The organism is Planococcus sp. SSTMD024 (assembly GCF_041320495.1).
In the GTDB taxonomy this organism is placed as follows: domain Bacteria; phylum Bacillota; class Bacilli; order Bacillales_A; family Planococcaceae; genus Planococcus.
The window spans coordinates 199,641-220,837 of record NZ_JBGGNS010000021.1; the positions used below are offsets into that span (position 1 = coordinate 199,641).

A 21,197-nucleotide genomic window follows, 5' to 3' on the forward strand; every position below is an offset into this window, starting at 1 on the left:
TCCATCAAAAAGATCCGAAAATTGCGTGAAAGAAATGAGTAAGTCCAGGCCGTCTCGGGGTATGGAATAAAAAGGAGGCATTTCAATGAATTTGCATGACAAAGACGAAACGAAATTATTCAGCCCGGAATTCACCAGAAACCCCTACCCTGCCTACGACCGGCTGCGCGAACAAGACCCGGTGCACCAAGTTCGTTTCCCGGACGGCCAGCTCGGTTGGCTCGTGACGCGCTACGCGGATGCGGAAGCTGTATTGAAAGAGCCGCGCTTCATCAAGGATTTCTCGAAACTGTTCGGCGGCAGCATGGATGAAATGAGCGTCTTCACCCAGAACATGCTATTTTCCGACCCGCCGGACCATAAACGGCTGCGTGGGCTCGCACAAAAAGCGTTTACGCCGAAAATGATCGAAGGCATGAAGCCGCGCATCCAGCAAATTACCGACGACTTGCTCGATGGATTCAAAGGCAAACTATCCGTTAAGTTGATCGATGAATTCGCCTTTCCACTCCCCATCATCGTCATTTGCGAAATCCTGGGCGTCCCGTCAGAAGACCGCGATAAATTCCGCATGTGGTCGAATTCGCTCATCGAAGGCACGAGCGGCGAAGCAGGTGTCAGCGTTTATGAACATATGAATGAATTTATCCGCTATCTCGGCGAATGGTTCCAAAAAGTCCGCCAAGAGCCCGGAGATGACTTGATCAGCCGATTGATCGAAGCGGAAGAAGCGGGCGACCGGCTGACGGAAAAGGAGCTGTACGGCCTCGTTTCGTTGCTGATCATCGCAGGGCATGAAACGACCGTGAACTTGATCGGCAACACCGTACTCACGCTGTTGAAACACCCCGAACAGCAGCACGAATTATGCGTACAGCCTGAACTTATCGGGCAAGCCATCGAAGAATCGCTGCGCTTGAACGGCCCGGTCGAGTTCAGCACGTCGAGATGGGCTGCGGAAGACATGGAATTCGGCGGAAAAACGATCCACCGGGGTGATTTGGTCATCGTGGCCTTGAACGCCGCGAACCATGACCCCGAGCAGTTCGATCACCCGGAACTATTCGACATCCACCGCGAGAAAAGTGCGCATCTGGCGTTTGGAAAAGGCATTCATTTCTGCCTCGGCGCGCCGCTCGCACGGCTTGAAGGCCAAATCGCGATTGATGGGTTATTGAAACGCTTCCCAGCCATGGCGCTCGCTGTCCCGGAAGACGAACTCGAATGGCGGCCCGGCATGATTGTCCGAGGCGTGCGTGAACTTCCGGTGACACTCGGAAAATAAACATGACAAAAGGCGTTGCCGATGACTTGTTAAGGTCATTGGCAACGCCTTTTGAATTGTAGTCGGCCTGAGCCAGGAAGATGGGAAATCCAATACCCGCTTCGGAGCTGAAGGCTTCTAGTTACTTTCGTTATCGCGTTTGACGATCTTGTCGCTCACTTGCTGGCCGCTCAAGGTCACCATCGGCATCCCGCCGCCCGGGTTGACGGTGCCACCGACAAAATACAAATTGTCGTACAGTTCGCTTTGCTTCTTGTGCTTGAAGCCGCCGTTCTTATTCTTGTCAGAAACCGTGCCGTAAATCGCGCCGCGGTCCGAACCATAGATGCGTTCGATATCATGCGGCGTCCAGACGTCGCGCACCACAATGTTTTCACGCAAACCGTCCAGCCCCATGCGTTCGAGCTTGTCGATGACGCGCTCTTCGAATTCCTTGTACTGTTCCGGCGTAAACGGATTGTCCTGAATATACGGGATATGCGGCAGGATCTTGATGTTCTCGTGCCCTTCCGGCGCTTGCGCCGGATCGGTCTTGTTGACGTTGACGAGGTAGATCGTCGGATCGTCCGGCAGTTCGTGGCGCTCGAACACTTTGTCCATCTGCTCTTTTAAATTGTCCGAGAAGAAGAAATTGTGGTGATTCAGCTGCGGGTACGTCTTCTTGACGCCGAGATGCAAGACGAGCCCGGAACTGGCCGGTTCGTATTTCTTCTCCAGTTTGTCGACAAAGTCGTGCTCCGCCTTGACCATTTTTTGATAGAACGGGATGACTTCCATATTTGATACGTAATAATCAGCGGTTTGGAAACTGCCGTCTTCGAGTTCGACGCCGGTGATCTGGCCTTCCGCGCTCGTCAAGGCACGGATCACGCCCATGCCGGTATGGAGCTGGACGCCAATTTCGCGCGCCAATTTTTCCATGCCGCCTGCCAAATTGTGCATGCCGCCCGGCACATACCAACAGCCTTGCGCGTGCTGCATATAAATCATCATATTGAGCACGGCGGGCGCGCTGTAAGGCGAAGACCCGACGTATTTCACATAATACGAGAGCATATCGCGCAAATGCGGATTCGTGATGCGCTTTGAAATCGCGCTGTACATCGTCGAGGTCAAATCAAATCCAGTCAAAGTCGCAAGGATGCCGTTTTGAGCGACCGCTTCTTTTGGCGACTCGAATCCTTCTTTCAAATAGCTGCGCTCGGTCGTCTCGTAAATCCGCTTCGCATACTTCAATAGCGCGTAATATTCCTTCATGTCCTTTTTCGACAACGCCGGATTCGCCCGCTCCATCAAATGAAGGTCATGATACAAGTCGATCACCGTGCCATCCGGGAAAAACGAGCGCCACTCGCGTTCCAAGCGCTGCATCGGCACATAATCCGTCATGTTCTTGCCGCTCGCTTGGAACAGGCGGTCGAAAATATGCGGCATCGTCAAAATCGACGGGCCCAGGTCAAAACCGAAGCCGTCACGTTCCAAGCGGTTCACTTTTCCGCCGATATGCTCGTTCTTTTCATATAACGACACCTCGTAACCTTTTTGCTGCAACGAAATCGCCGCCGACAAGCCCCCAAGGCCGCCCCCGATCACGATTACGGATTTCTTCGCCTTCCCCATATATGTTCCGCCCCTTTTTCATTGAAATATGTATCTTTTTTCATCAAAATTGCCTGTATGGCGATTTCTTCCACACGCAGCCGGTATCCTTGTTATTCCCTTCATAATAAGCTTAAAAACGCATATTGTATAGTTTTTGTATAATCACAGGCGCCCTGTTTAATTTAAGAGTAAACAGGACATCGAACGGGAAAAGTGGAATGGTATAAAGACAGGCAAGCCAAAAGACAGGAGTTGACCGCTATGGCTGGATTTCTGCCACGAATATACGACACTGCCATGAAGCCGCTGGAAAAAACACGTTTTGAGAAAATCCGCAAAAACCTCGTCCAGCAAGCAACTGGACGCGTGCTTGAAATCGGCTTCGGGACAGGCGCAAACTTCCGCTATTACCAACATGCCAAACGGGTAGACGCCATCGAACCGAATCCGGAAATGAGCAAACAGGCAGAAAAGCGCATCCAAAAATCGAAGACGCCGATCTATACGTACGAAGCAGTCGCTGAAAAACTGCCCTTCGCCGATAACAGCTTCGATACCGTCGTCGCAACTTTAGTCTTTTGCACGATTCCAGACCCAGCCAAAGCGCTCGAAGAAGTCTATCGGGTTAGCAAACCCGGTGCCCGGATTCTCATGTTCGAACATGTCAAAATGGACCAGCCGCTTATAGGCAAATCCCAGGAATTTTTGACACCCGTCTGGAAAAAGCTATGCGACGGGTGCCATTTGGACCGCGATACGCTCGATTTGGTCAATCGCTCACCGCTCGAAATCGTGAAGGTGGAATCCTATTACGGCGGGCTGTTTTTGACCATTGAGAGCCGGAAACCGTTGTGAATTGTAGCTGTCCCTGTGTACGGCACAATTATGACTATTTACCTGAAGGCATGAAAATACAGAAGGAATATTACTGATCCTGATTTGAAGGTATTTCTTATTCACTTATCCTGCATGGGGCACTACTCGAATTGTGTGGTGCACAGGGACAAAAAATAATTCCCAATTCCCTTGCAATTGTCCGAAGATTGGTTTAATGTGAACAACATCAACCAGCAACTAACTTAATAATCGATTTCTTATCAAGAGAGACGGAGGGATTTGGCCCTGTGAAGTCTCAGCAACCGCCCTGATTCAGGACAAGGTGCTAATTCCAATAGGCGCAAGCCTAGAAGATAAGAAGAATGCATTTTCCATCAACGGGGCTTTCTTCTTATCGAAGAAAGCCCCGTTTTTTTTATTTCTACCACCTACACTTAAAACAGAAAGAAGGAATTCCTCATGACCCATTCAACTATTCAAACAAACCTAAAACTGACAACTGCCCCATTCAAGGCGGACCATGTTGGCAGCTTGCTGCGTCCCGACAGCATTCACGAGGCGCGCAAGCAGTTCAAAGAAGGCGCCATCACCGCGGAACAGCTGCGGGAAATCGAGACGACGGAAATCAAGCGCATCGTCGACAAGCAAATCGAAGTCGGCCTCAAAGCGGTGACAGACGGCGAATTCCGCCGCACGTTCTGGCATACCGATTTCATGGCGCATATCAACGGCTTTGAAGGCTACACGCCGGAAAAAGGCTATCAGTTTAAAAACGTCGAAACCGAAGCTTACGACGTCCGCAATACCGGCAAGATCTCGTTCAACGAAAACCACCCGTTCCTCAGCGATTTCATCGAATTCAAGGAAATCGTCGGCGGCCGCGCGGTTCCGAAACTGACGATCCCAAGCCCAAACCAATTTTTCAACCAAGGCATCCGCGACGAAGCCATCTACCCGGATTTGGAAGACTACGCGAAAGATGTCATCCAAGCTTACCGCGACGCTTTCAAGGCGTTTTATGACGCCGGTGCGCGCTATATCCAGATCGACGATGTCTATATCGCAGGGCTGTCATCGCCCGACATCCCGTTCAACGACGGCAAATACAACCGCGACTATTTGATCGACTTGGCGCTTCGCGTCGCAAACGGCGTGTTGGAAGGCAAACCGGAAGACCTTGCCGTGACGACTCACCTGTGTCGCGGCAATTATCAATCCGACTGGGCCTTCGAAGGCAGCTACGCATTGATCGCGCCGACTTTGTTCGCCAAAGAAAAAGTCGACGGCTTCTTCCTGGAATACGACGACGACCGCTCCGGCAGCTTCCAGCCACTCGAGCACATTCCAGACGGCGGACCGAAAGTCGTGCTCGGCGTCTTCACTTCAAAAAACGGCGAGCTCGAAGACAAACAAGCGATCAAAGCACGCGTCGCAGAAGCCGCAAAATACGTGCCGCTCGAGCAGTTGTGCATCAGCCCGCAATGCGGATTCGCTTCGACGCATCACGGCAATCTCCTCACCGAAGAGCAGCAATGGGACAAACTGCGGTACATCGTGGAAGTTTCTGAAGAGATTTTTGGAGAGTAAATTAAAACAGGCAAGCGCGAAAAATCGCGCTTGCCTTTTTGCTTGGAATTGTGTGGTGCACAGGGACAGTTTTATATCCTACGTCACGCACTATGCGGTTTCAGCTGTTCGAATTGTGTGGCACACAGGGACACCACTCATAACTTGGCCGTCATGCCGCCATCGATCACAAATTCGGAACCGGTGGAATAGCTGGCTTCATCCGAAGCCAAATACACCACCAAATTGCTCACTTCCTCTGGCTGGGCGGTGCGCTTTAAAGGGATGGCTTTGGCAAGTTCCCTCACTGTCTCTTTGGTATCTTCCTGTATGATCATCGGCGTTTCAATGATCCCTGGATGAATGGAGTTGACGCGGATTCCCTCCGCACCCAATTCGACTGCTGCCGTTTTCGTCATGCCCCTAACCGCAAACTTCGAAGCATCGTACGCCATAGTTCCTTTGCTTCCTCTCAGACCACTAACGGATGAAATATTGATGATAGAGCCATTTTTTGCTTTGGACATGGACTTATGAACATGTTTCATACCTAAAAATACCGATACTTGATTGATATCAATGACTTTCCGGTAATCCTCTTCTGTTAGTTCATCCATTGGCTTCACGTAGACGATACCCGCGTTATTCACCAGAATGCTGACAGGGCCAAAAGCGGATTCCGTTTCTGCCACTACCTTTTCCCACTCCGAACCTTTCGTGACATCATGTTTCATAAATTGGATGTTCCCGCCAAGTTCATTTGCCATCGCTTCGCCTTCTTTTTCCAAAATATCGGTAATCATGACCTTGGCGCCTTCTTCTAAAAATCTTTTGGCATGGGATGCCCCCATCCCCCTAGCTCCCCCAGTTATAATGGCAACTTTTCCATCCAACCGTCCCATTCACGATCTCCTCCTCATTGATATCTTCCTGTAAACCCTGAGTAGATTTCATTCACAATCATTATAAGGAAACAATTCTGAATTTTCAATATTTAATTTAATTCAAGCTGATGCTCAATGAAAATGAAGCCCGGAATTGTGCCGGACACAGGGACGGTTTCACACCCTTTTCCACTGCCCATGCGTTTTCTGTGACCTGAATTGTGTGGCACACAGGGACACCGGCGGATATTTTTCTCTCTAGCGCTAGAGCTTCCGTTCGCTCTGCTGTAAAATAAGGCAAAACTTAACTAGCATTCAATCCCCAAGCGAGCAGACAAAGGAGCGTGAGTAGCCATGAAAAAAGCCCAACTGAAAAATAGAATCGATGTTGCCAACAAGCAGAAAAAAGCAGACCTGGTCATCCGCCATGCCTCGATCGTTAATGTCTTCACGAAAACCTTGACGACCGGAGATGTCGCGATCAGCGACGGCGTCATTGTCGGAATCGGCAACTACGAAGGCATTGAGGAAATCGATGCCACAGGCAAGTTCATCGCTCCCGGTTTGATCGATGCCCACGTCCATATCGAATCGTCGATGGTGACACCTCAGCAATTTTCGCAAGTCGTTCTGCCGCATGGCGTGACGACCGTTATCACCGACCCGCATGAAATCGCCAATGTCAGCGGAACGGCCGGGCTTGAATTCATGCTGAAAGATGCAGAGCTGGCCATGCTCGATATTAAAATGATGCTGCCGTCCTGCGTCCCGGCGACATCTTTCGAGAATGCGGGCGCACAGCTTTCTGCCGACGATTTACGGCCTTTTCTCAAGCGCAACCAAGTGCTCGGCTTGGCGGAAGTGATGGATTTTCCTGCAGTTCTGCAAGGAGACGAAGCGATGCTCGATAAACTGCTGCTGAGCCGGCAGATTGACGGCCACACAGCAGGCCTCACCGATAACGACATCAATGTCTACGGCACCACCGGCATCTTGACGGATCACGAATGCGTGACGAAAGAAGAAATGACGGCGCGCATCGAACGCGGCCTGTATGTCATGCTGCGCGAAGGTTCGGTCGCCAAAGATCTCCACGCGCTGCTTGAAGGCGTGACCGAACAAAACGCGCAGCGCTGCTTGTTCTGCACCGACGATAAGCATCTCGATGATCTCATCGAAGAAGGCAGCGTCGATTACAACGTCCGGACGGCAATCCGCTACGGAATCAACCCCATCACCGCCATTTCGATGGCGACCCTCAACGCCGCCCAATGTTTCGGGCTGCACCAAAAAGGCGCCATCGCTCCTGGCTACGATGCGGATTTTATCCTGCTCGATAATTTGCAAGACTTCACGATTGCGGAAGTTTACAAGGCCGGGCAATTGGCAGCGAAAGACGGACGCTACATGGGTCCTATGAATGCAGACAGCGACAGCTCGCCGGTGCGGGAGACGGTGCGCATTGCCGAGCTGTCCGTAGAGAGTTTGCAAATTTCAATGGGGGCGAATGCAAGCGCCCATGTCATCGGCATCAACCCGAACAAATTGATCACCGAGCATTTAATCGAAGAAGTGCCAGTCGCCGACGGCATGTTTGTTTCGAATCCGGAAAGCGGCCATTTGAAAATCGCCGTCATCGAACGCCACCGCGCGACCGGCAATATCGGCCTCGGTATTGTCAAAGGGCTGGGACTTCAAAATGGCGCCATCGCGACAACCGTGGCGCACGACTCCCATAATGTGATTGTGGTCGGGACAAACGATGAGGACATGTTGGCGGCAATTAATGCACTCCAAGAATTGCAAGGCGGGCTCGCCGTCGTCCAGAACGGCCAAGTCTTGGCGAGCTTGTCGCTTCCGATTGCCGGCTTGATGTCCACCCAACCGTTCACCGCCGTTTACGAGCAACTCAAGACACTCGATGAAAGCCTGCTGCGGATCGGCGCGCCGACTTATTTCAACGCGTTTCTGACCTTGTCGTTTCTGTCGCTGCCGGTCATTCCCCACCTGAAACTGACTGACCGCGGCTTGTTCGACGTTGCGAAATTCCGGCATATTTCCGTACCTGTCCCTGTGTTTGACACAATTCAACCATCTGGAGATGAATGAGAACATTGATATGGCGGAGTTTGTCTGTTGGATATGCCTGAACTCGTCCCTGTGTGCCACACAATTTAAGCAGAAAAACATGAAGACCCCCTGAGAATATGGAGGGTCTTCATGCATTTTTATGTCGATATTTTAATTGATTGTATCCATAAGAAAAGAGCCTCCTACGAGACTCTTTTTTCTCCGTTTATTTCCCTGGAATATTGAAGTACTCTTCAAGCGTTTTTCCAGTAGCTTTGATTTTAGTAGCGTTATCCTCGCCAATATAACGGAAGTGCCACGGCTCAAACATGTAGCCTGTGATGTCTTCCTTGCCTTTTTGGTAGCGCAAGTGGAAACCGTATTTATGAGCGTTTGAAGCCAGCCATTTTCCTTCTTTGGTGTTCGCAAACGACTCTTCAAACCAGTGGGCTTGATTAACTCCGCCTAAATCGAACGCTAATCCAGTCTGGTGTTCAGAATGCCCAGGACGTGCGCTGAATCGGTCAGCTTTTGCTTTGCCGTGCTTTTTCACATAGTTATTATACAAGGTGTCTTGATACGAATAAGAACGATATGAACTCGTGATTTTTAATGTGACGCTCTGTTTCTTTGCCTCAGCAATCATGGCGTCCAATGCTTTTTTGGCCGTCGCATTGACTCCAGGATTGTAAGTTGAAGGCAACGCGTACTTTTTGTTCACGATCAGGATGTCGTCCACGTATTTGCCTGGTGTGTCCGTCGAAGGAGCCGGGTATTTCGATGGTGCTGCTTCCCCAATTTTCGTTAGGTAGTCCGAGTGAACATAACCTGTTTTCGTGCCATACTTCACTTTGTACCAGATGCCGCTTTTGGAGATATACGAAACTTTTCCGTTTTTTGGAATCTGCAAAACGATTTTGTGTTTTGTCGAAGCCCCTGTACGAAGGTTCACGTTGCTTTTCGCAAAATGCGTGGCCGGGCTTGCCTTTGGTGTTTCTAGTGCTGCTTTCTCGACTTTTGCTAGGTAGTCGGAATGAACATAACCTGTTTTCGTGCCATACTTCACTTTGTACCAGATCCCGCTCCCCGAAATGTATTCCACTTTTCCGCCCTTCGGAATTTGCAATACGATTTTATCTTTTAACGAACCGTTCGTGCGGAGGTTCACATTGCCCTTCGCCACATGAGTTGCTGTTGATGCCTCTGCTTGAATCACGCCAAATTCGAAAGTGCTAAAAACATTTCCTGCCGGCATGATGGTAATAGCCAACGCGAGCACCGCCGTTGAGACAGCCGCTTTTGTTGTCATTTTGCTTTTCGTCATAAAACCAACTCCCTCTTCTCTTACCGCGCTTTAATTATACATAAAACCCAGGCTGTATATCTCGGAAACCACCTTACAAAGTTTTCGCTTCGTTCATGATCAATCATACCACCTATACTAGCTTCTTTCTGCGGATAGTCATTCGACCCATTCACTTTGAAGGTGGCTAGTGTCACCGAGATGCCTTGTACTCGAATCAACTGCCTGCTTTCATTTTTAATGAGTTGAATTGTATCTCAACTGACTAGAATAGAAAAATTCATGAAAAAGCTCCCCCTATCTTAGAGCCTCCTTCGCCGGAATTGTGTCTTACACAGGGACGATTCCACACCCAAACCCCTCCCTACCGCCATTCTCTAGGCTCGAATTGTTCCGAACACAGGGACAAAACCGCCGCTCGAATTGCGCCTTGCACAGGGACAAAACAGACAATTTCCTGTATAACTTGAATTATGCTTAATACATCAAGGCGATTTTTTGAACGGAGGAAATCATGGAACAGCTATTGACCATCGAGAAAGTATTGAACAACAATGTCGTGATCGCCCGCCATGATGCCTATAAGGAAGTCGTCTTGATCGGAAACGGCCTTGGCTTCAACCGGAAAAAAGGCGACGTCATTTCGTTTGACCATGCCGATAAGACCTTCCTGTTAAAAGATGAGGCGGAAAAGGAACAATACGTCAATATGATTCCGCATATCGATGAAGACCTGATCGCATTTATCAACGACCAGCTATTATATATTGAAGAACAGATGGGCACCGAGTTGAATGAACACATCCACGTCGCGTTGACGGATCATTTGTCTTTTGCCATCAAGCGCATCCAGCAGAATATGCAGTTTTCGAACTCCTTCCTGTTTGAAATCGAGTCTTTGTATCCGAAAGAATACCAGGTGGCCAAAGGCGTGGTGAAAGCCTTCCAAAACCACATGGACATCGTGTTTCCGGAAGGCGAGATCGGGTTTATCGCGCTCCACATCCATAGCGCGGTGACCGACAAGTCCTTGCGCGACATCAACCGGGACCACTCGCTCATCTCCCGCCTGACGGAACTGATCGAAGACGGGTTGAAAGTCGACCTCAGCAAGGACAATGTCAATTACCATCGCCTGATCCAGCATCTGCACCGGGCGATCGACCGCATCCATCACGGGGAGTCGCTGGGTGATGAAAATAAACTCGAAGCGCTATTGAAAGCCGAATACCCCGTGTGCTATAATCTGGCTTGGAAGCTCATTAAAGTTATGCAAAACCAATTACAAAAGCCTGTCGACGAAGCGGAAGTGCTTTATTTGACGATTCATCTGCAGCGCTTGACCCATACAAACTGATTCATACGTGTTACTGATTCGATCAGGCATGAGTATGAAAAGGTACAACGGTTAATCCAGGGGACTTCTCCCCTTTTTTACCGATGCCTTTTCCGCTCATGCCTTTTTTGTATGCTTTAGCTTCTGCCAAACACGCTAATCCCGTTTGATCCGCATTCAGTTTTACCAATAAAGGAGGAAATTTTATGTCTACTAATGTATTCGGTACATTGCAAAAAGTCGGGAAGGCATTGATGCTTCCTGTCGCGCTGTTGCCCGCAGCCGGAATTTTGCTGGCTTTCGGCACAAGCTTTTCACAAGACACATTTGTGGAAGCGGTACCATTCTTCGGCACACCATGGGTCCAATCACTGCTCTTCATTATGGCGGAAGCCGGCGGTGTCATCTTTGACAACTTGCCACTGCTCTTTGCGGTCGGCGTCGCGATCGGCTTAGCCGGCGGTGACGGCGTCGCAGGCCTTGCCGCGATCATCGGCTATTTGATCATGAATGTCACTATGAAAGCGATCGGCGGCATCACAGAAGAGATGGCCACTTCAGACCCTGCGTACGCCATGGTCCTCGGCATTCCGACCTTGCAGACCGGCGTCTTCGGCGGGATCATCGTCGGGATAATGGCCGCAGCTTTGTACAATAAATTCTACAATATCAACTTGCCGCAATTTCTCGGCTTCTTTGCCGGAAAGCGTTTTGTTCCGATCATTACCGCGTTTTCGGCATTGTTTTTAGGTGTTGCGATGTTCCTTGTGTGGCCTTTCGCACAGAACGGCTTGAACTCCTTGTCTTATTTCATGCTTGAAACGAACCGCACACTTGCGGCGTTCGTCTTCGGCCTCGTGGAACGCTCATTGATTCCTTTCGGGCTTCACCACATTTTCTATTCGCCGTTCTGGTTTGAGTTCGGCTCGTATACGAATGCGGCTGGTGAAATCGTCCGCGGCGACCAGCGCATCTTCTTTGAACAATTGCAGGACGGCGTCGAGTTCACAGCCGGCACGTTCATGACAGGGAAATTCCCTTTCATGATGTTCGGCCTTCCAGCAGCGGCGCTTGCGATCTACCACTGTGCACGCCCTGAACGCAAGAAAGTCGTCGGCGGCATCATGGCATCAGCTGCCCTCACTTCATTTTTGACAGGGATCACTGAACCGCTTGAATTCGCATTCCTTTTTGTAGCACCTGTGTTGTTCGGGATCCACGCAGTATTCGCTGGACTGTCGTTTATGATCATGCACATTCTTGATGTTAAAATCGGCATGACTTTCTCCGGCGGTCTCATCGACTTCCTGCTGTTCGGCGTCATGCCGGGCAGAACGGAATGGTTCTGGGTTCTCGTCGTCGGATTGTTCTTCGCCGTCATTTACTATTTCGGCTTCCGTTTCGCCATCACGAAATTCAATTTGATGACACCGGGACGTGAAGACGAAGAAGCAGATGAAGACAGCGACGAAGCTGTCGGCGAACTGCCTTATGAAATCCTGCAAGCAATGGGCGGGCAAGAGAACATCACCCACCTCGATGCTTGCATCACCCGCTTGCGCGTCAGTGTAGACGACAAGAGCGCAGTCGATAAAAACAAATTGAAAAAACTCGGGGCTTCCGGCGTCATGGAAGTCGGCAATAACATCCAAGCGATCTTCGGGCCAGTATCCGATAATCTGCGCGGGCAAATGCAAGACATCATCAACGGCAAAACGCCGCGCACGAAACAAGATGTATCGCAGATCATCGACCAGGCAAAAGACGCTGGAGATGCACCGGTACGTCTCGGCGTTGTTGATTTCAGCATCCCGATTACAGGCGACCTCCTGCCGATCACCGATGTACCGGACCAAGTCTTCTCCGGCAGAATGGTCGGCGACGGCTTCGCGATCAAACCATCGGAAGGCAAAGTCTACTCGCCCGTAAACGGTGAAGTCGTGACGCTGTTCCCGACAAAACACGCGATTGGCCTCAAAGCAGACGACGGCACTGAACTGCTGATCCATATCGGCATCGATACCGTCCATCTGAAAGGCGAGGGCTTTACTGCTCACGTTGAGCAAGGCGACCTGGTCGAACAAGGACAGTTATTGATGGAAATGGATCTCGCCTATATCAGCGAACACGCCCCGTCCATCATCACGCCTGTTGTGTTCACGAGCCTCCACGAAGGACAGCACGTGAACATCAAAACATCCGGCCATGTCGAGTCGAATACGAAAGACCTGATTGAAATCACTGGCGGGAATGAAGAAGTGTAAAAGCTCCTTCCTCACCAGCTTCAAACCCGGACCGATGCGAATCTCTTCGCTTCGATCCGGGTTTTCTTTAAAATCGCAATACCTTGGAGGAATGAACCGATGAAACTACTGACCTTGAATTGCCACGCTTGGCACGAAGAAAACCAACTGGACAAGATTCGCCATTTGGCATCGGCCATCGCAGAAAAACAATACGACGTCATCGCCTTGCAGGAAGTCAACCAATCGATCGATACGGAAGCAGAACATATCGTTAAGCACGACAATTACGCACAGGTGCTGCTTCAGGAGTTGGAGCAACTCGGCGTGACGGGCTATTCGCTCGTATGGGATTTCTCCCATCTCGTCTATGGCCGCTACGAAGAAGGTTTGGTCATCTTGACGCGCCACCCGGTTATCGAAGAGCATAGCTTTTTCGTCAGCCAAGGCGCGGACAAGCACTCCCCGAAAACACGGAAAATCGTCGGCGCCACCATCCACTACGCCGGCCAGCCCTTGACGTTTTATTCCTGCCACATGGGCTGGTGGCACGACACGGTAGAGCCGTTCCAATACCAGGCCGATCAGCTGCTGAAGCATATGAGGCAAGACGTACATGCCTTCTTGATGGGCGACTTCAATAACGACGCTTCGCTCGAACAACAAGGCTATGATTACTTATTGGAAAACGGGCTTCACGACACCTACACATTGGCCGAGGAAAAAGATGGCGGCATCACCGTCAAAGGCGAAATCGCCGGCTGGAGCGACAACAAGCAGGACTTGCGCATCGACTTGATCCTCTCCACCGAACCTGTCACCGTCAAATCGTCGAAAGTCATCTTCAACGGCGAGCACAAGCCGCTGGTGTCGGACCATTTCGGTGTGGAAGTTCATTTAGTAATGGATTAAAAAGATAGTGATGAATCGTTCCAGGCGGACGCTTTCCGCGGGCATGGCTTCAGCCGCTTCCCTCGCTACGCTCAGTCCAGGGTCTTCAGCTCATGTCGCTCCGTCGCGCTGCTCCGTCACTGCTCCCTTAGGAGTCGCCGCCTTCCACTTTTTCATCTGGACTGTTCAATAGATATGAAACAAAATAGTGGGAGTATCCGGAAATTGCATTGCCTAAGATTCAGTCAAGAAACAGTTCCAGAGTGATTTTGCGTAATCGAACTAAATGAATTTCATCAGTTCATTTTAAACAAAAAACCCGCTTCTCCCTCCACATATACTGGACAGGAAAAGCGGTTTTTTCGTTGACTATTTTTCATTAAAGCAAAAGCTTTGTCACTTGCCGGGAGATTTCGTGCGTGTTGATTGGGGACTCTATTTGCCCGTCACGGACGCAGCGGATAAATTCGTCGAGTTCGTAATACATCGTATCGAACTCGTGCGGGACGGAAATGTCTTCCGTCGTGCCGTCGCGGTATTTGATCAGCACGTGTTTCGGGTCGCTGATTTTGTCGATTTCAATGACGCCTTCTTCGCCTTGGATTTCGCTCGGCAAATACGAATCCGAGATCTTCGAGTACATGATGATTGCTTCGCATTCGCCGTAATCGAGGATCATGCTGCCTTGCCCTTCCGCACCGGTCGACAACAGGTAGCGGTTGCGCAATACCGCATCCGGCTCACCCGCCAGGTGGACGAGCGGCGCCAAGCCGTAAACGCCGAGATCCGTTTTCGCGCCGTTGCCGAGTTCCGGCTTGAACGCGTTTTCGACGATGCCTTCTTTGTATTTATCGTAGCGGGACGAATACTGGTTGTAATGAAATACGTAGCGGCGGACCGGTCCGATCTTATGCAGCTCTTGTTTCAGCCGCAGGAAAGTCGGCGTCACGGTCGACTTCATCGCTTCCATATAGGTCATGCCGGTTTCGTTCGATGCCGCAATCACCCGCTCCATCTCATCCAAGCTGACAACAACTGGCTTTTCGCATAGCACGTGCACGCCGTGTTGCATCGCGAGCAGGCTTTGTTCAGCGTGAAACGCATTCGGTGAAGCAATATAGACCGCATCAATTCCGCCTTCTTCGAACATTTTTTTCATATCCGTATAAACCGCGTCCACCCCGTATTTATCCGCAAACGCGCGGCCGGTCTCTTCCGCTCTCGAATATACGGCCCCGATGCGGAAATCCGGGTGCTGATTCGCTGCTTTGATGAAGCGGTCGGTAATCCAATTCGTGCCAATGATGCCGAATTTCATGTTCAGTTCCCTCTTCTCTTTATGTACTTGAGTTCAAGCATAATGCAAGCGCGCCCCCATGTCACATACCATCCAATCCAGTCGCTATCTCGAATGAAAAATTTATTTTACTTTTATCTCGAGATAATAAAACCCAAGATTTTCTAGACTTATATGGGAAGCAGCAAAAAGTCTTTAGTCCTCAAAACCCACTGGATGCGCTTTCAATTTTAACTTTCTTATCAACTATCTGTCGCTTTGCCATAAATAAATAGAAATATTCGTTTTTTCAAAATATTATATTTTATTTTCTACAAAAGATGCTATCATGTGTTATACGATATATCACTGACACCAGGAGGACGACGCATATGGTTACATTTTTCGCAGCACTTGCACTATTAATATTGGGATACGTTTTTTATTCAAAATTCATCGAAAAGGTCTTCGGCGTCGACGACAAAACACCAACACCCGCCTACGCGCAGGCCGATAACATCGACTATGTGCCGATGAGCTGGTGGAAAGGCAATTTGATCCAGCTATTGAACATCGCAGGGCTTGGCCCGATCTACGGGGCTGTAGCGGGCGCATTGTACGGGCCCGTCGCTTTCATCTGGATTGTCGTCGGCTGCATCTTCGCAGGCGGCGTCCATGATTACTTCTCGGGCATGATGTCGATGCGCCACGGCGGAGCGCAATTCCCGACGCTTGTCGGGCGTTATCTCGGAAAGAACGCGAAAGTCTTCATCAACGGCTTGTCGCTCGTGTTGATGCTGCTCGTCGCAGCGGCCTTCACGGCTGGCCCCGCTCAATTGATCGCCCAAATCACGCCGATCTCGTTTATCTGGGCACTTGCACTGATTTTCGCTTATTTCGTTCTCGCGACCGTCTTGCCGATCAACCGCATCATCGGCCGCATCTACCCGGTGCTCGGCGGCATCCTGCTGTTCATGGCCATCGCAGTAGCCGTGGCGCTCTTGTTCTCCGGCAAACCGATGCCGAACCTGACCTTCAGCAATTTGCACCCTGGTGAATTGCCGATCTGGCCGCTACTTATGGTTACCGTCTCTTGCGGCGCGATCTCCGGCTTCCATAGTACACAAAGCCCGATCATTGCCCGCACGATGAAAAAAGAAACCGACGGCCGCAAAATCTTCTACGGCGCCATGGTCATCGAAGGCATCATCGCTTTGATCTGGGCCGCGGCCGGCATGACGTTCTTCAACGGCACGGAAGGACTCGGCGCAGCACTTGCAGCCGGCGGGCCATCAGGTGTCGTCAACGACATCTCGATCTCGCTCCTTGGCACGCTCGGCGGCATCCTCGCAATCTTCGGCGTCATCATCTTGCCGATCACAACGGGCGATACCGCACTTCGCTCATCGCGCATGATCTTGGCTGATTTATTGTCAAAATTCACAAAGACTGACGGCACTTTGCGCATCCTGTTAATCACCGTCCCTCTCGCCATCCCGACGTTCTACATGGCAACGATCGACTACACGTTCTTGTGGAGATACGTTGGCTGGACCAACCAAGTCGTCGCCACGTTCATGCTGTGGACAGCCACCATGTATTTGCTCAAGAACTACAAACTGCACTGGATCAGCGGCGTGCCCGCCATGTTCATGACCGGCGTCGTCTCCATGTACATCTTCTATGCACCGGAAGGCTTGAATATGGAATACCACATCGCCGCCATGATCGGCTCGGTCATCACCTTGGCTGTCGCATTATGGTATATCGCGCAGATCGTGAAGTACCGCGCTGCGAAGCAAGTGGATTCGGAAGTTGAAGCTGTTTAAATGAAAAAAGATGAGCTCCGGCAGTTGTTGCCGGGGCTCATCTTTTTCATTTATTCCAGGTTTTCGACCGCGTAATCAGCTTCTTCTTGTGTAAATTGACCGCCATAATCAGAGGTCAATTGATCGCGAATAGCTTCTTTGGACATGCTCATGCTTTCCTGATAAGTCTTGGCCGATTCCAAAGCGTTCACTTTCCAATCCGCATCCACATTGTCGATCGCGTATTGTGCAGCGTCTTCTGGGAACTGCCCGCCGTATTCTGAAGTCAATTGATCGAACACGCCGGCTTTCGACATATGCATGGTATCGGAGTAAGTTTGTGCTTGATTCAATGCAGATTCAAACTCAGTCGATACTTCCGGCTCAGCTGGCTCTTCTTCAACCGGCTCTTCCGTTTCAGCAGCTTCTTCCGTTTCAGCTGGTTCCTCAACTTCTTCTGTAGAAGTTTCTTCTGTTGCTGTTTCTTCTGTTGCCGGAGCAGTATCTGTAGCACCCTCGGTTTCAGTGGAATCTTCTCCGCCACCGGCCAAAGCAACCAGTATGGCCATTAATACAAATAAGCCAATAATGCCGAGACAGCCAATTTTAAATACTTTTTTCATCATGAATCCCCCTTATTTTCGAATCAATTTCACGTGTTATTGCTGTTCCTTCTTCGCTCGAGCCTCATAATCCCGCTCAATCTCTTTCTTCCACTCCCGGTCAATCTTCTTCCCGGTCCGGAATGAACTGACCGCTTCGCTCAATACTTGATAATTCAATTCCGTCCCTTCCGCATCCGCATGGTAATCCACCGCGAAATCTTCATCGACTCCGAATTTCTTGGCGGTCACGACCGCATCGATATTCGCACCGAGAAACATGAATTCCCAGCCGGCCGTCTTTTTCGAGGCGATCATTTCGTGGATTTTCTTATACGTGTATTCACAGCTGGAGTTTTCCAGGCCGTCTGTCGTGATGACAAACATCACCCGGTCAGCCTGGTGCTTTTTCAATGTCCCTTTTTGTGCGTTGCTGATTTTCTGGATCGTCGAGCCGACCGCATCGAGCAAAGCCGTCATGCCGCCTACTTCGTAATCGCTATCCGTCATCGGCGAAATGCCTTCGAGCGAAATCCGGTCGTGCAGCAACTCGTATTCGTGATTGAACAGCACCGTTGTCACGCGGACCTCTCCCGGGAGTTTTCGCTGCTTGTCGATCAAGGCATTAAAGCCGCCGACCGTATCTTGTTCGAGCCCTGCCATCGAGCCGCTCTTGTCGAGAATAAACACCAATTCCGTCTTTTCATTTTTCATCTTCGTTTCCTCCTTTGGGTTACTTGCTACCCCTAGGATACGATTTTTGCATAGAAAAAAGGTCGCTTCGAAAGCGACCTTTTAGAAACCGAGAAGGATTTCATCAAACGATAATTATGAATAGTGCTAATTTATTCCTAGATATGAATTACTTTTGATCAACCGTTCTATATTTTTAAAAACCAATCATGTTGTCCATAAAATGAACGAACTGATTGTTTTGCAGTGATTGTACGTATTCAGACTTCAGGCCATTTGAATTCTCCGTAATAGTAACTTTCTTTTAGTCGATTAAGATCGTATTCCCATTCTGTAATGGCATGTAAATACTTATGTTCACCGGATGATTGTTTTTTTCTTATTCTTATATTTGCACTAATAATACTTACTACTTTTTTTAGCCCCAACTCTAAAACTGCTTGGTTTAGAACTTTCCACCGTTCATCTCTAGTAGAATCACTTATTCTATAACCTATTTCATTTAATTCACTTTGTTCACTAAACAAAGTGTCTTTGGGTACATAAGATAATGGATTCTTGTCGTCCTTTACTTTTCTTTGAACCTCGGTTTTTTTAATGCTGCTCTTTTCAGGATTTTTAATTTCGGTATTTATAAATTGTCTATACCTGATTACTAGTGGTGAATATCTTTTAAGTAACTTATTAAATTCACTTTCCATCATATATATTTCTTTATTCAACAAATCTATTAAGACAGTTTCCACTTCAGTATATAAGTAAATCTCTCGAGAGTGTTTCGACTCATACAGAGGCAGTATAGCCTCACGTTCAACTAAATTATATTTCGGAATAAGTTGTTCAAGAGTCCTTTGATTAACAACATTTACTTTGTGGCGATAGATAGATGGCTTTAAAGAATTATTTAAAGCAGCAAGGTCTTCCATAATAGATGAATCGGAGGCTTTAGAATTTTCGTAGTAAGATTTTTCTCTTTTTTTCTTTTCTGCTGCCGCTTTTAAATCGTTTTGGACTTCTACTAATGTCTTTTCCCATTCATCATTTTTACTATGGTTCTTATTAGTATTAGACAAAATTTCAATTGAAGCTTTTTCTTCTGTTTTCATCGTTTTAGCCGGATGAATTTCAGAGTCTTTCACATTTTTTGCCTTCTCTAAATATAAGTCACTTTGAAGTAACGCCTTTTCTCTTTCACTTAATTTAAGCTTTGCTCTTAACTCTTGAATCAAAATTTCCTGTTTCTCTATCTCTCCTTGCTGCTTTTTGTACTTTTGCAGCTCAGCGATTTCTTCCTTTTGGCTTTTAATAGTTGCTTCGTAATTGGATATTAATTGATTGATTTCCATTTCAGTTGCCGCAACAACTTCCAAGATTTTCGATTTAAAATCCATAGCAACGTTCCCCTCTAAACTAAATGGATATATTATACAAGCAATTTAATAGTAGCATAACTCTATTAAAGGCGGATCGACTTAAATTTCAATTCTCCGGTTAATTCCTTAAAAACTTTTATGTCTTTTCACATCGTTTTTTCATAGCCTTTTTTGCAACAGATCTCTTCATTCCCATTTTCTATTATAGAAAACTGCTTTATAGCAGTCTTTTTAAGAACCAAGAAGCGCTTCATCAAATGCGAACAAGGCTTCATTGATTTCAAAAATATTGTATTGTTCCCGCTCGATGAAATAGCGGATGATCAAGTCGAATTTATGGCTGTTCGACAAGCGGTAGCCGGCTGTCCCGAGCAGTTCCTCTGTCTCGTCGAGATCCAGTTCGAGCGCGATCGCAAACGCCAGGATGGTCTTTTTCTTCGGCGTGTAGCCTGGGGAATTTCTGATTTTGGAAAACAGTTTCTTGTCGAGGTTCGCCTTTTTATAGGTCTCGGCATCGGTCATGCCCCGGTCGTCGATGAACTTGAACAGCCGCTGCGAAAAGGATTCGTCCACTTCTTCCAAGAACTCTTCGAGGCTCAGTTCCTGTTCCAGCATTTCTTCCGGTTTGGGCATCGGGATTTCGAGTGGCCGCTGGTCGCGATAACGGACAGCCTTTTCTTCCAAAACCGCAGCTTCCTGTTCATTGATGAACGTTTCGATCGATTCGTAAAGCTTCTGGCTGATGCCGAACGACTGCTTGTCCAAGACGACCAGATAGACGTCCATATCGTGTTCGTTCAGAAATTCATCGATCTCTTCCGTCGCCACCCGTAACGCCGGTTCTTTCGGATAGCCGAAGATGCCGGTCGAGATGAGCGGAAACGCAATCGACTCACAGCCAAGCTCGAGGGCAAGTTCCAGCGAGTTGCGGTAGCAATTGCGCAGCAACATTTCCTCGTTGCGCCCGCCGCCTTCCCACACCGGGCCAACCGTATGGATGATGTATTTCGCATCAAGCGCGAAGCCGTCGGTATGCACCGCTTCCCCGGCCGCACAATAACCGATCCGGTTGCACGCTTCCTGCAGCGGCTTCGGCCCCGCTGCGCGGAAAATCGCCCCGCACACGCCGCCGCCCATCTTCAGGCTCGAATTGGCGGCATTGACGATAGCCCCGGTGTTCATTTTGGTGATGTCGTTACGCACGATTTGCAGTGGCATGGGTTCATCCCTTTCTGTTTCTTGTCTCTTTTCATTCTACCACCCGTCGTGTCCCTGTGCGCCACACAATTTCAAGCGAAAGATTTACTGACAAGCGAGATACAGCGCGGGGTTTCTGTTTGGCGAACGGCATTTTGTCCCTGTGTGCCACACAATTCGACGACGCAAAAACACCCCGAAAGCGAAAAGCTGACGGGGTGTTCATAGGGC

At 49.1% G+C, this 21,197-nt stretch carries 16 protein-coding genes and 1 riboswitch; of the genes, 8 read left to right on the forward strand and 8 right to left on the reverse strand.

Annotated elements, in window-relative coordinates; genetic code table 11:
• The first annotated feature begins 85 nt into the window (after positions 1 to 85).
• Complete coding sequence (locus tag AB9R92_RS08070) at positions 86 to 1,285, forward strand: cytochrome P450 family protein (RefSeq protein WP_370668948.1); 1,200 nt, start codon at positions 86 to 88, stop codon at positions 1,283 to 1,285.
• 117 nt (positions 1,286 to 1,402) lie between these two features.
• On the opposite strand, the gene AB9R92_RS08075 is transcribed toward AB9R92_RS08070, so the two are convergent.
• Positions 1,403 to 2,905 (reverse strand): phytoene desaturase family protein, encoded by a 1,503-nt coding sequence (locus AB9R92_RS08075; protein ID WP_370668949.1) that lies wholly within the window; start codon positions 2,903 to 2,905, stop codon positions 1,403 to 1,405.
• Positions 2,906 to 3,148: 243 nt separating this feature from the next.
• Here AB9R92_RS08075 and AB9R92_RS08080 point away from each other — a divergent pair, with 243 nt between their 5' ends.
• Positions 3,149 to 3,742, forward strand: a complete 594-nt coding sequence (locus AB9R92_RS08080) for a class I SAM-dependent methyltransferase (RefSeq protein WP_370668950.1) — start codon at positions 3,149 to 3,151, stop codon at positions 3,740 to 3,742.
• Positions 3,743 to 3,978: 236 nt separating this feature from the next.
• A riboswitch (SAM riboswitch) is annotated at positions 3,979 to 4,084 on the forward strand.
• Between the two features lie 99 nt (positions 4,085 to 4,183).
• Positions 4,184 to 5,311, forward strand: a complete 1,128-nt coding sequence (locus AB9R92_RS08085) for a 5-methyltetrahydropteroyltriglutamate--homocysteine S-methyltransferase (RefSeq protein WP_370668951.1) — start codon at positions 4,184 to 4,186, stop codon at positions 5,309 to 5,311.
• A 137-nt stretch (positions 5,312 to 5,448) separates the two neighbouring features.
• Here the strand turns inward: AB9R92_RS08085 and AB9R92_RS08090 are convergent, their stop codons facing one another.
• The gene (locus AB9R92_RS08090) at positions 5,449 to 6,192 is read right to left on the reverse strand and encodes an SDR family NAD(P)-dependent oxidoreductase (RefSeq protein WP_370668952.1); all 744 of its coding nucleotides are present in this window, start codon (positions 6,190 to 6,192) and stop codon (positions 5,449 to 5,451) included.
• A 336-nt stretch (positions 6,193 to 6,528) separates the two neighbouring features.
• On the opposite strand from AB9R92_RS08090, the gene ade reads away from it, so the two are divergent.
• Complete coding sequence (gene ade, locus AB9R92_RS08095) at positions 6,529 to 8,283, forward strand: adenine deaminase (RefSeq protein ID WP_370668953.1); 1,755 nt, start codon at positions 6,529 to 6,531, stop codon at positions 8,281 to 8,283.
• A 187-nt stretch (positions 8,284 to 8,470) separates the two neighbouring features.
• On the opposite strand, the gene AB9R92_RS08100 is transcribed toward ade, so the two are convergent.
• On the reverse strand, positions 8,471 to 9,568 hold the full coding sequence (locus AB9R92_RS08100; RefSeq protein ID WP_370668954.1) for a D-alanyl-D-alanine carboxypeptidase family protein: 1,098 nt from the start codon (positions 9,566 to 9,568) through the stop codon (positions 8,471 to 8,473).
• A gap of 493 nt (positions 9,569 to 10,061) precedes the next feature.
• Between AB9R92_RS08100 and glcT the strand changes: the two genes are divergently transcribed.
• From glcT to AB9R92_RS08115, 3 genes are all read left to right on the forward strand, one after another.
• Positions 10,062 to 10,904 (forward strand): glucose PTS transporter transcription antiterminator GlcT, encoded by an 843-nt coding sequence (glcT, locus tag AB9R92_RS08105; RefSeq protein ID WP_370668955.1) that lies wholly within the window; start codon positions 10,062 to 10,064, stop codon positions 10,902 to 10,904.
• 185 nt (positions 10,905 to 11,089) lie between these two features.
• A complete protein-coding gene (gene ptsG, locus AB9R92_RS08110; protein WP_370668956.1) occupies positions 11,090 to 13,147 on the forward strand; it encodes a glucose-specific PTS transporter subunit IIBC in 2,058 nt (685 codons plus the stop codon).
• Positions 13,148 to 13,246: 99 nt separating this feature from the next.
• On the forward strand, positions 13,247 to 14,038 hold the full coding sequence (locus tag AB9R92_RS08115) for an endonuclease/exonuclease/phosphatase family protein (protein WP_370668957.1): 792 nt from the start codon (positions 13,247 to 13,249) through the stop codon (positions 14,036 to 14,038).
• Between the two features lie 358 nt (positions 14,039 to 14,396).
• On the opposite strand, the gene AB9R92_RS08120 is transcribed toward AB9R92_RS08115, so the two are convergent.
• Positions 14,397 to 15,335 (reverse strand): Gfo/Idh/MocA family protein, encoded by a 939-nt coding sequence (locus AB9R92_RS08120; protein WP_370668958.1) that lies wholly within the window; start codon positions 15,333 to 15,335, stop codon positions 14,397 to 14,399.
• A 350-nt stretch (positions 15,336 to 15,685) separates the two neighbouring features.
• Here AB9R92_RS08120 and AB9R92_RS08125 point away from each other — a divergent pair, with 350 nt between their 5' ends.
• On the forward strand, positions 15,686 to 17,122 hold the full coding sequence (locus AB9R92_RS08125; protein WP_370668959.1) for a carbon starvation CstA family protein: 1,437 nt from the start codon (positions 15,686 to 15,688) through the stop codon (positions 17,120 to 17,122).
• A gap of 50 nt (positions 17,123 to 17,172) precedes the next feature.
• On the opposite strand, the gene AB9R92_RS08130 is transcribed toward AB9R92_RS08125, so the two are convergent.
• The 4 genes from AB9R92_RS08130 to AB9R92_RS08145 all read right to left on the reverse strand — a co-directional run bounded on the left by AB9R92_RS08130 (position 17,173) and on the right by AB9R92_RS08145 (position 20,987).
• A complete protein-coding gene (locus tag AB9R92_RS08130) occupies positions 17,173 to 17,724 on the reverse strand; it encodes an Ltp family lipoprotein (RefSeq protein WP_370668960.1) in 552 nt (183 codons plus the stop codon).
• A gap of 36 nt (positions 17,725 to 17,760) precedes the next feature.
• The gene (locus AB9R92_RS08135) at positions 17,761 to 18,417 is read right to left on the reverse strand and encodes a vWA domain-containing protein (protein ID WP_370668961.1); all 657 of its coding nucleotides are present in this window, start codon (positions 18,415 to 18,417) and stop codon (positions 17,761 to 17,763) included.
• A gap of 239 nt (positions 18,418 to 18,656) precedes the next feature.
• The gene (locus AB9R92_RS08140; protein ID WP_370668962.1) at positions 18,657 to 19,787 is read right to left on the reverse strand and encodes a hypothetical protein; all 1,131 of its coding nucleotides are present in this window, start codon (positions 19,785 to 19,787) and stop codon (positions 18,657 to 18,659) included.
• 213 nt (positions 19,788 to 20,000) lie between these two features.
• The gene (locus AB9R92_RS08145; RefSeq protein ID WP_370668963.1) at positions 20,001 to 20,987 is read right to left on the reverse strand and encodes a macro domain-containing protein; all 987 of its coding nucleotides are present in this window, start codon (positions 20,985 to 20,987) and stop codon (positions 20,001 to 20,003) included.
• Positions 20,988 to 21,197 lie beyond the last annotated feature (210 nt).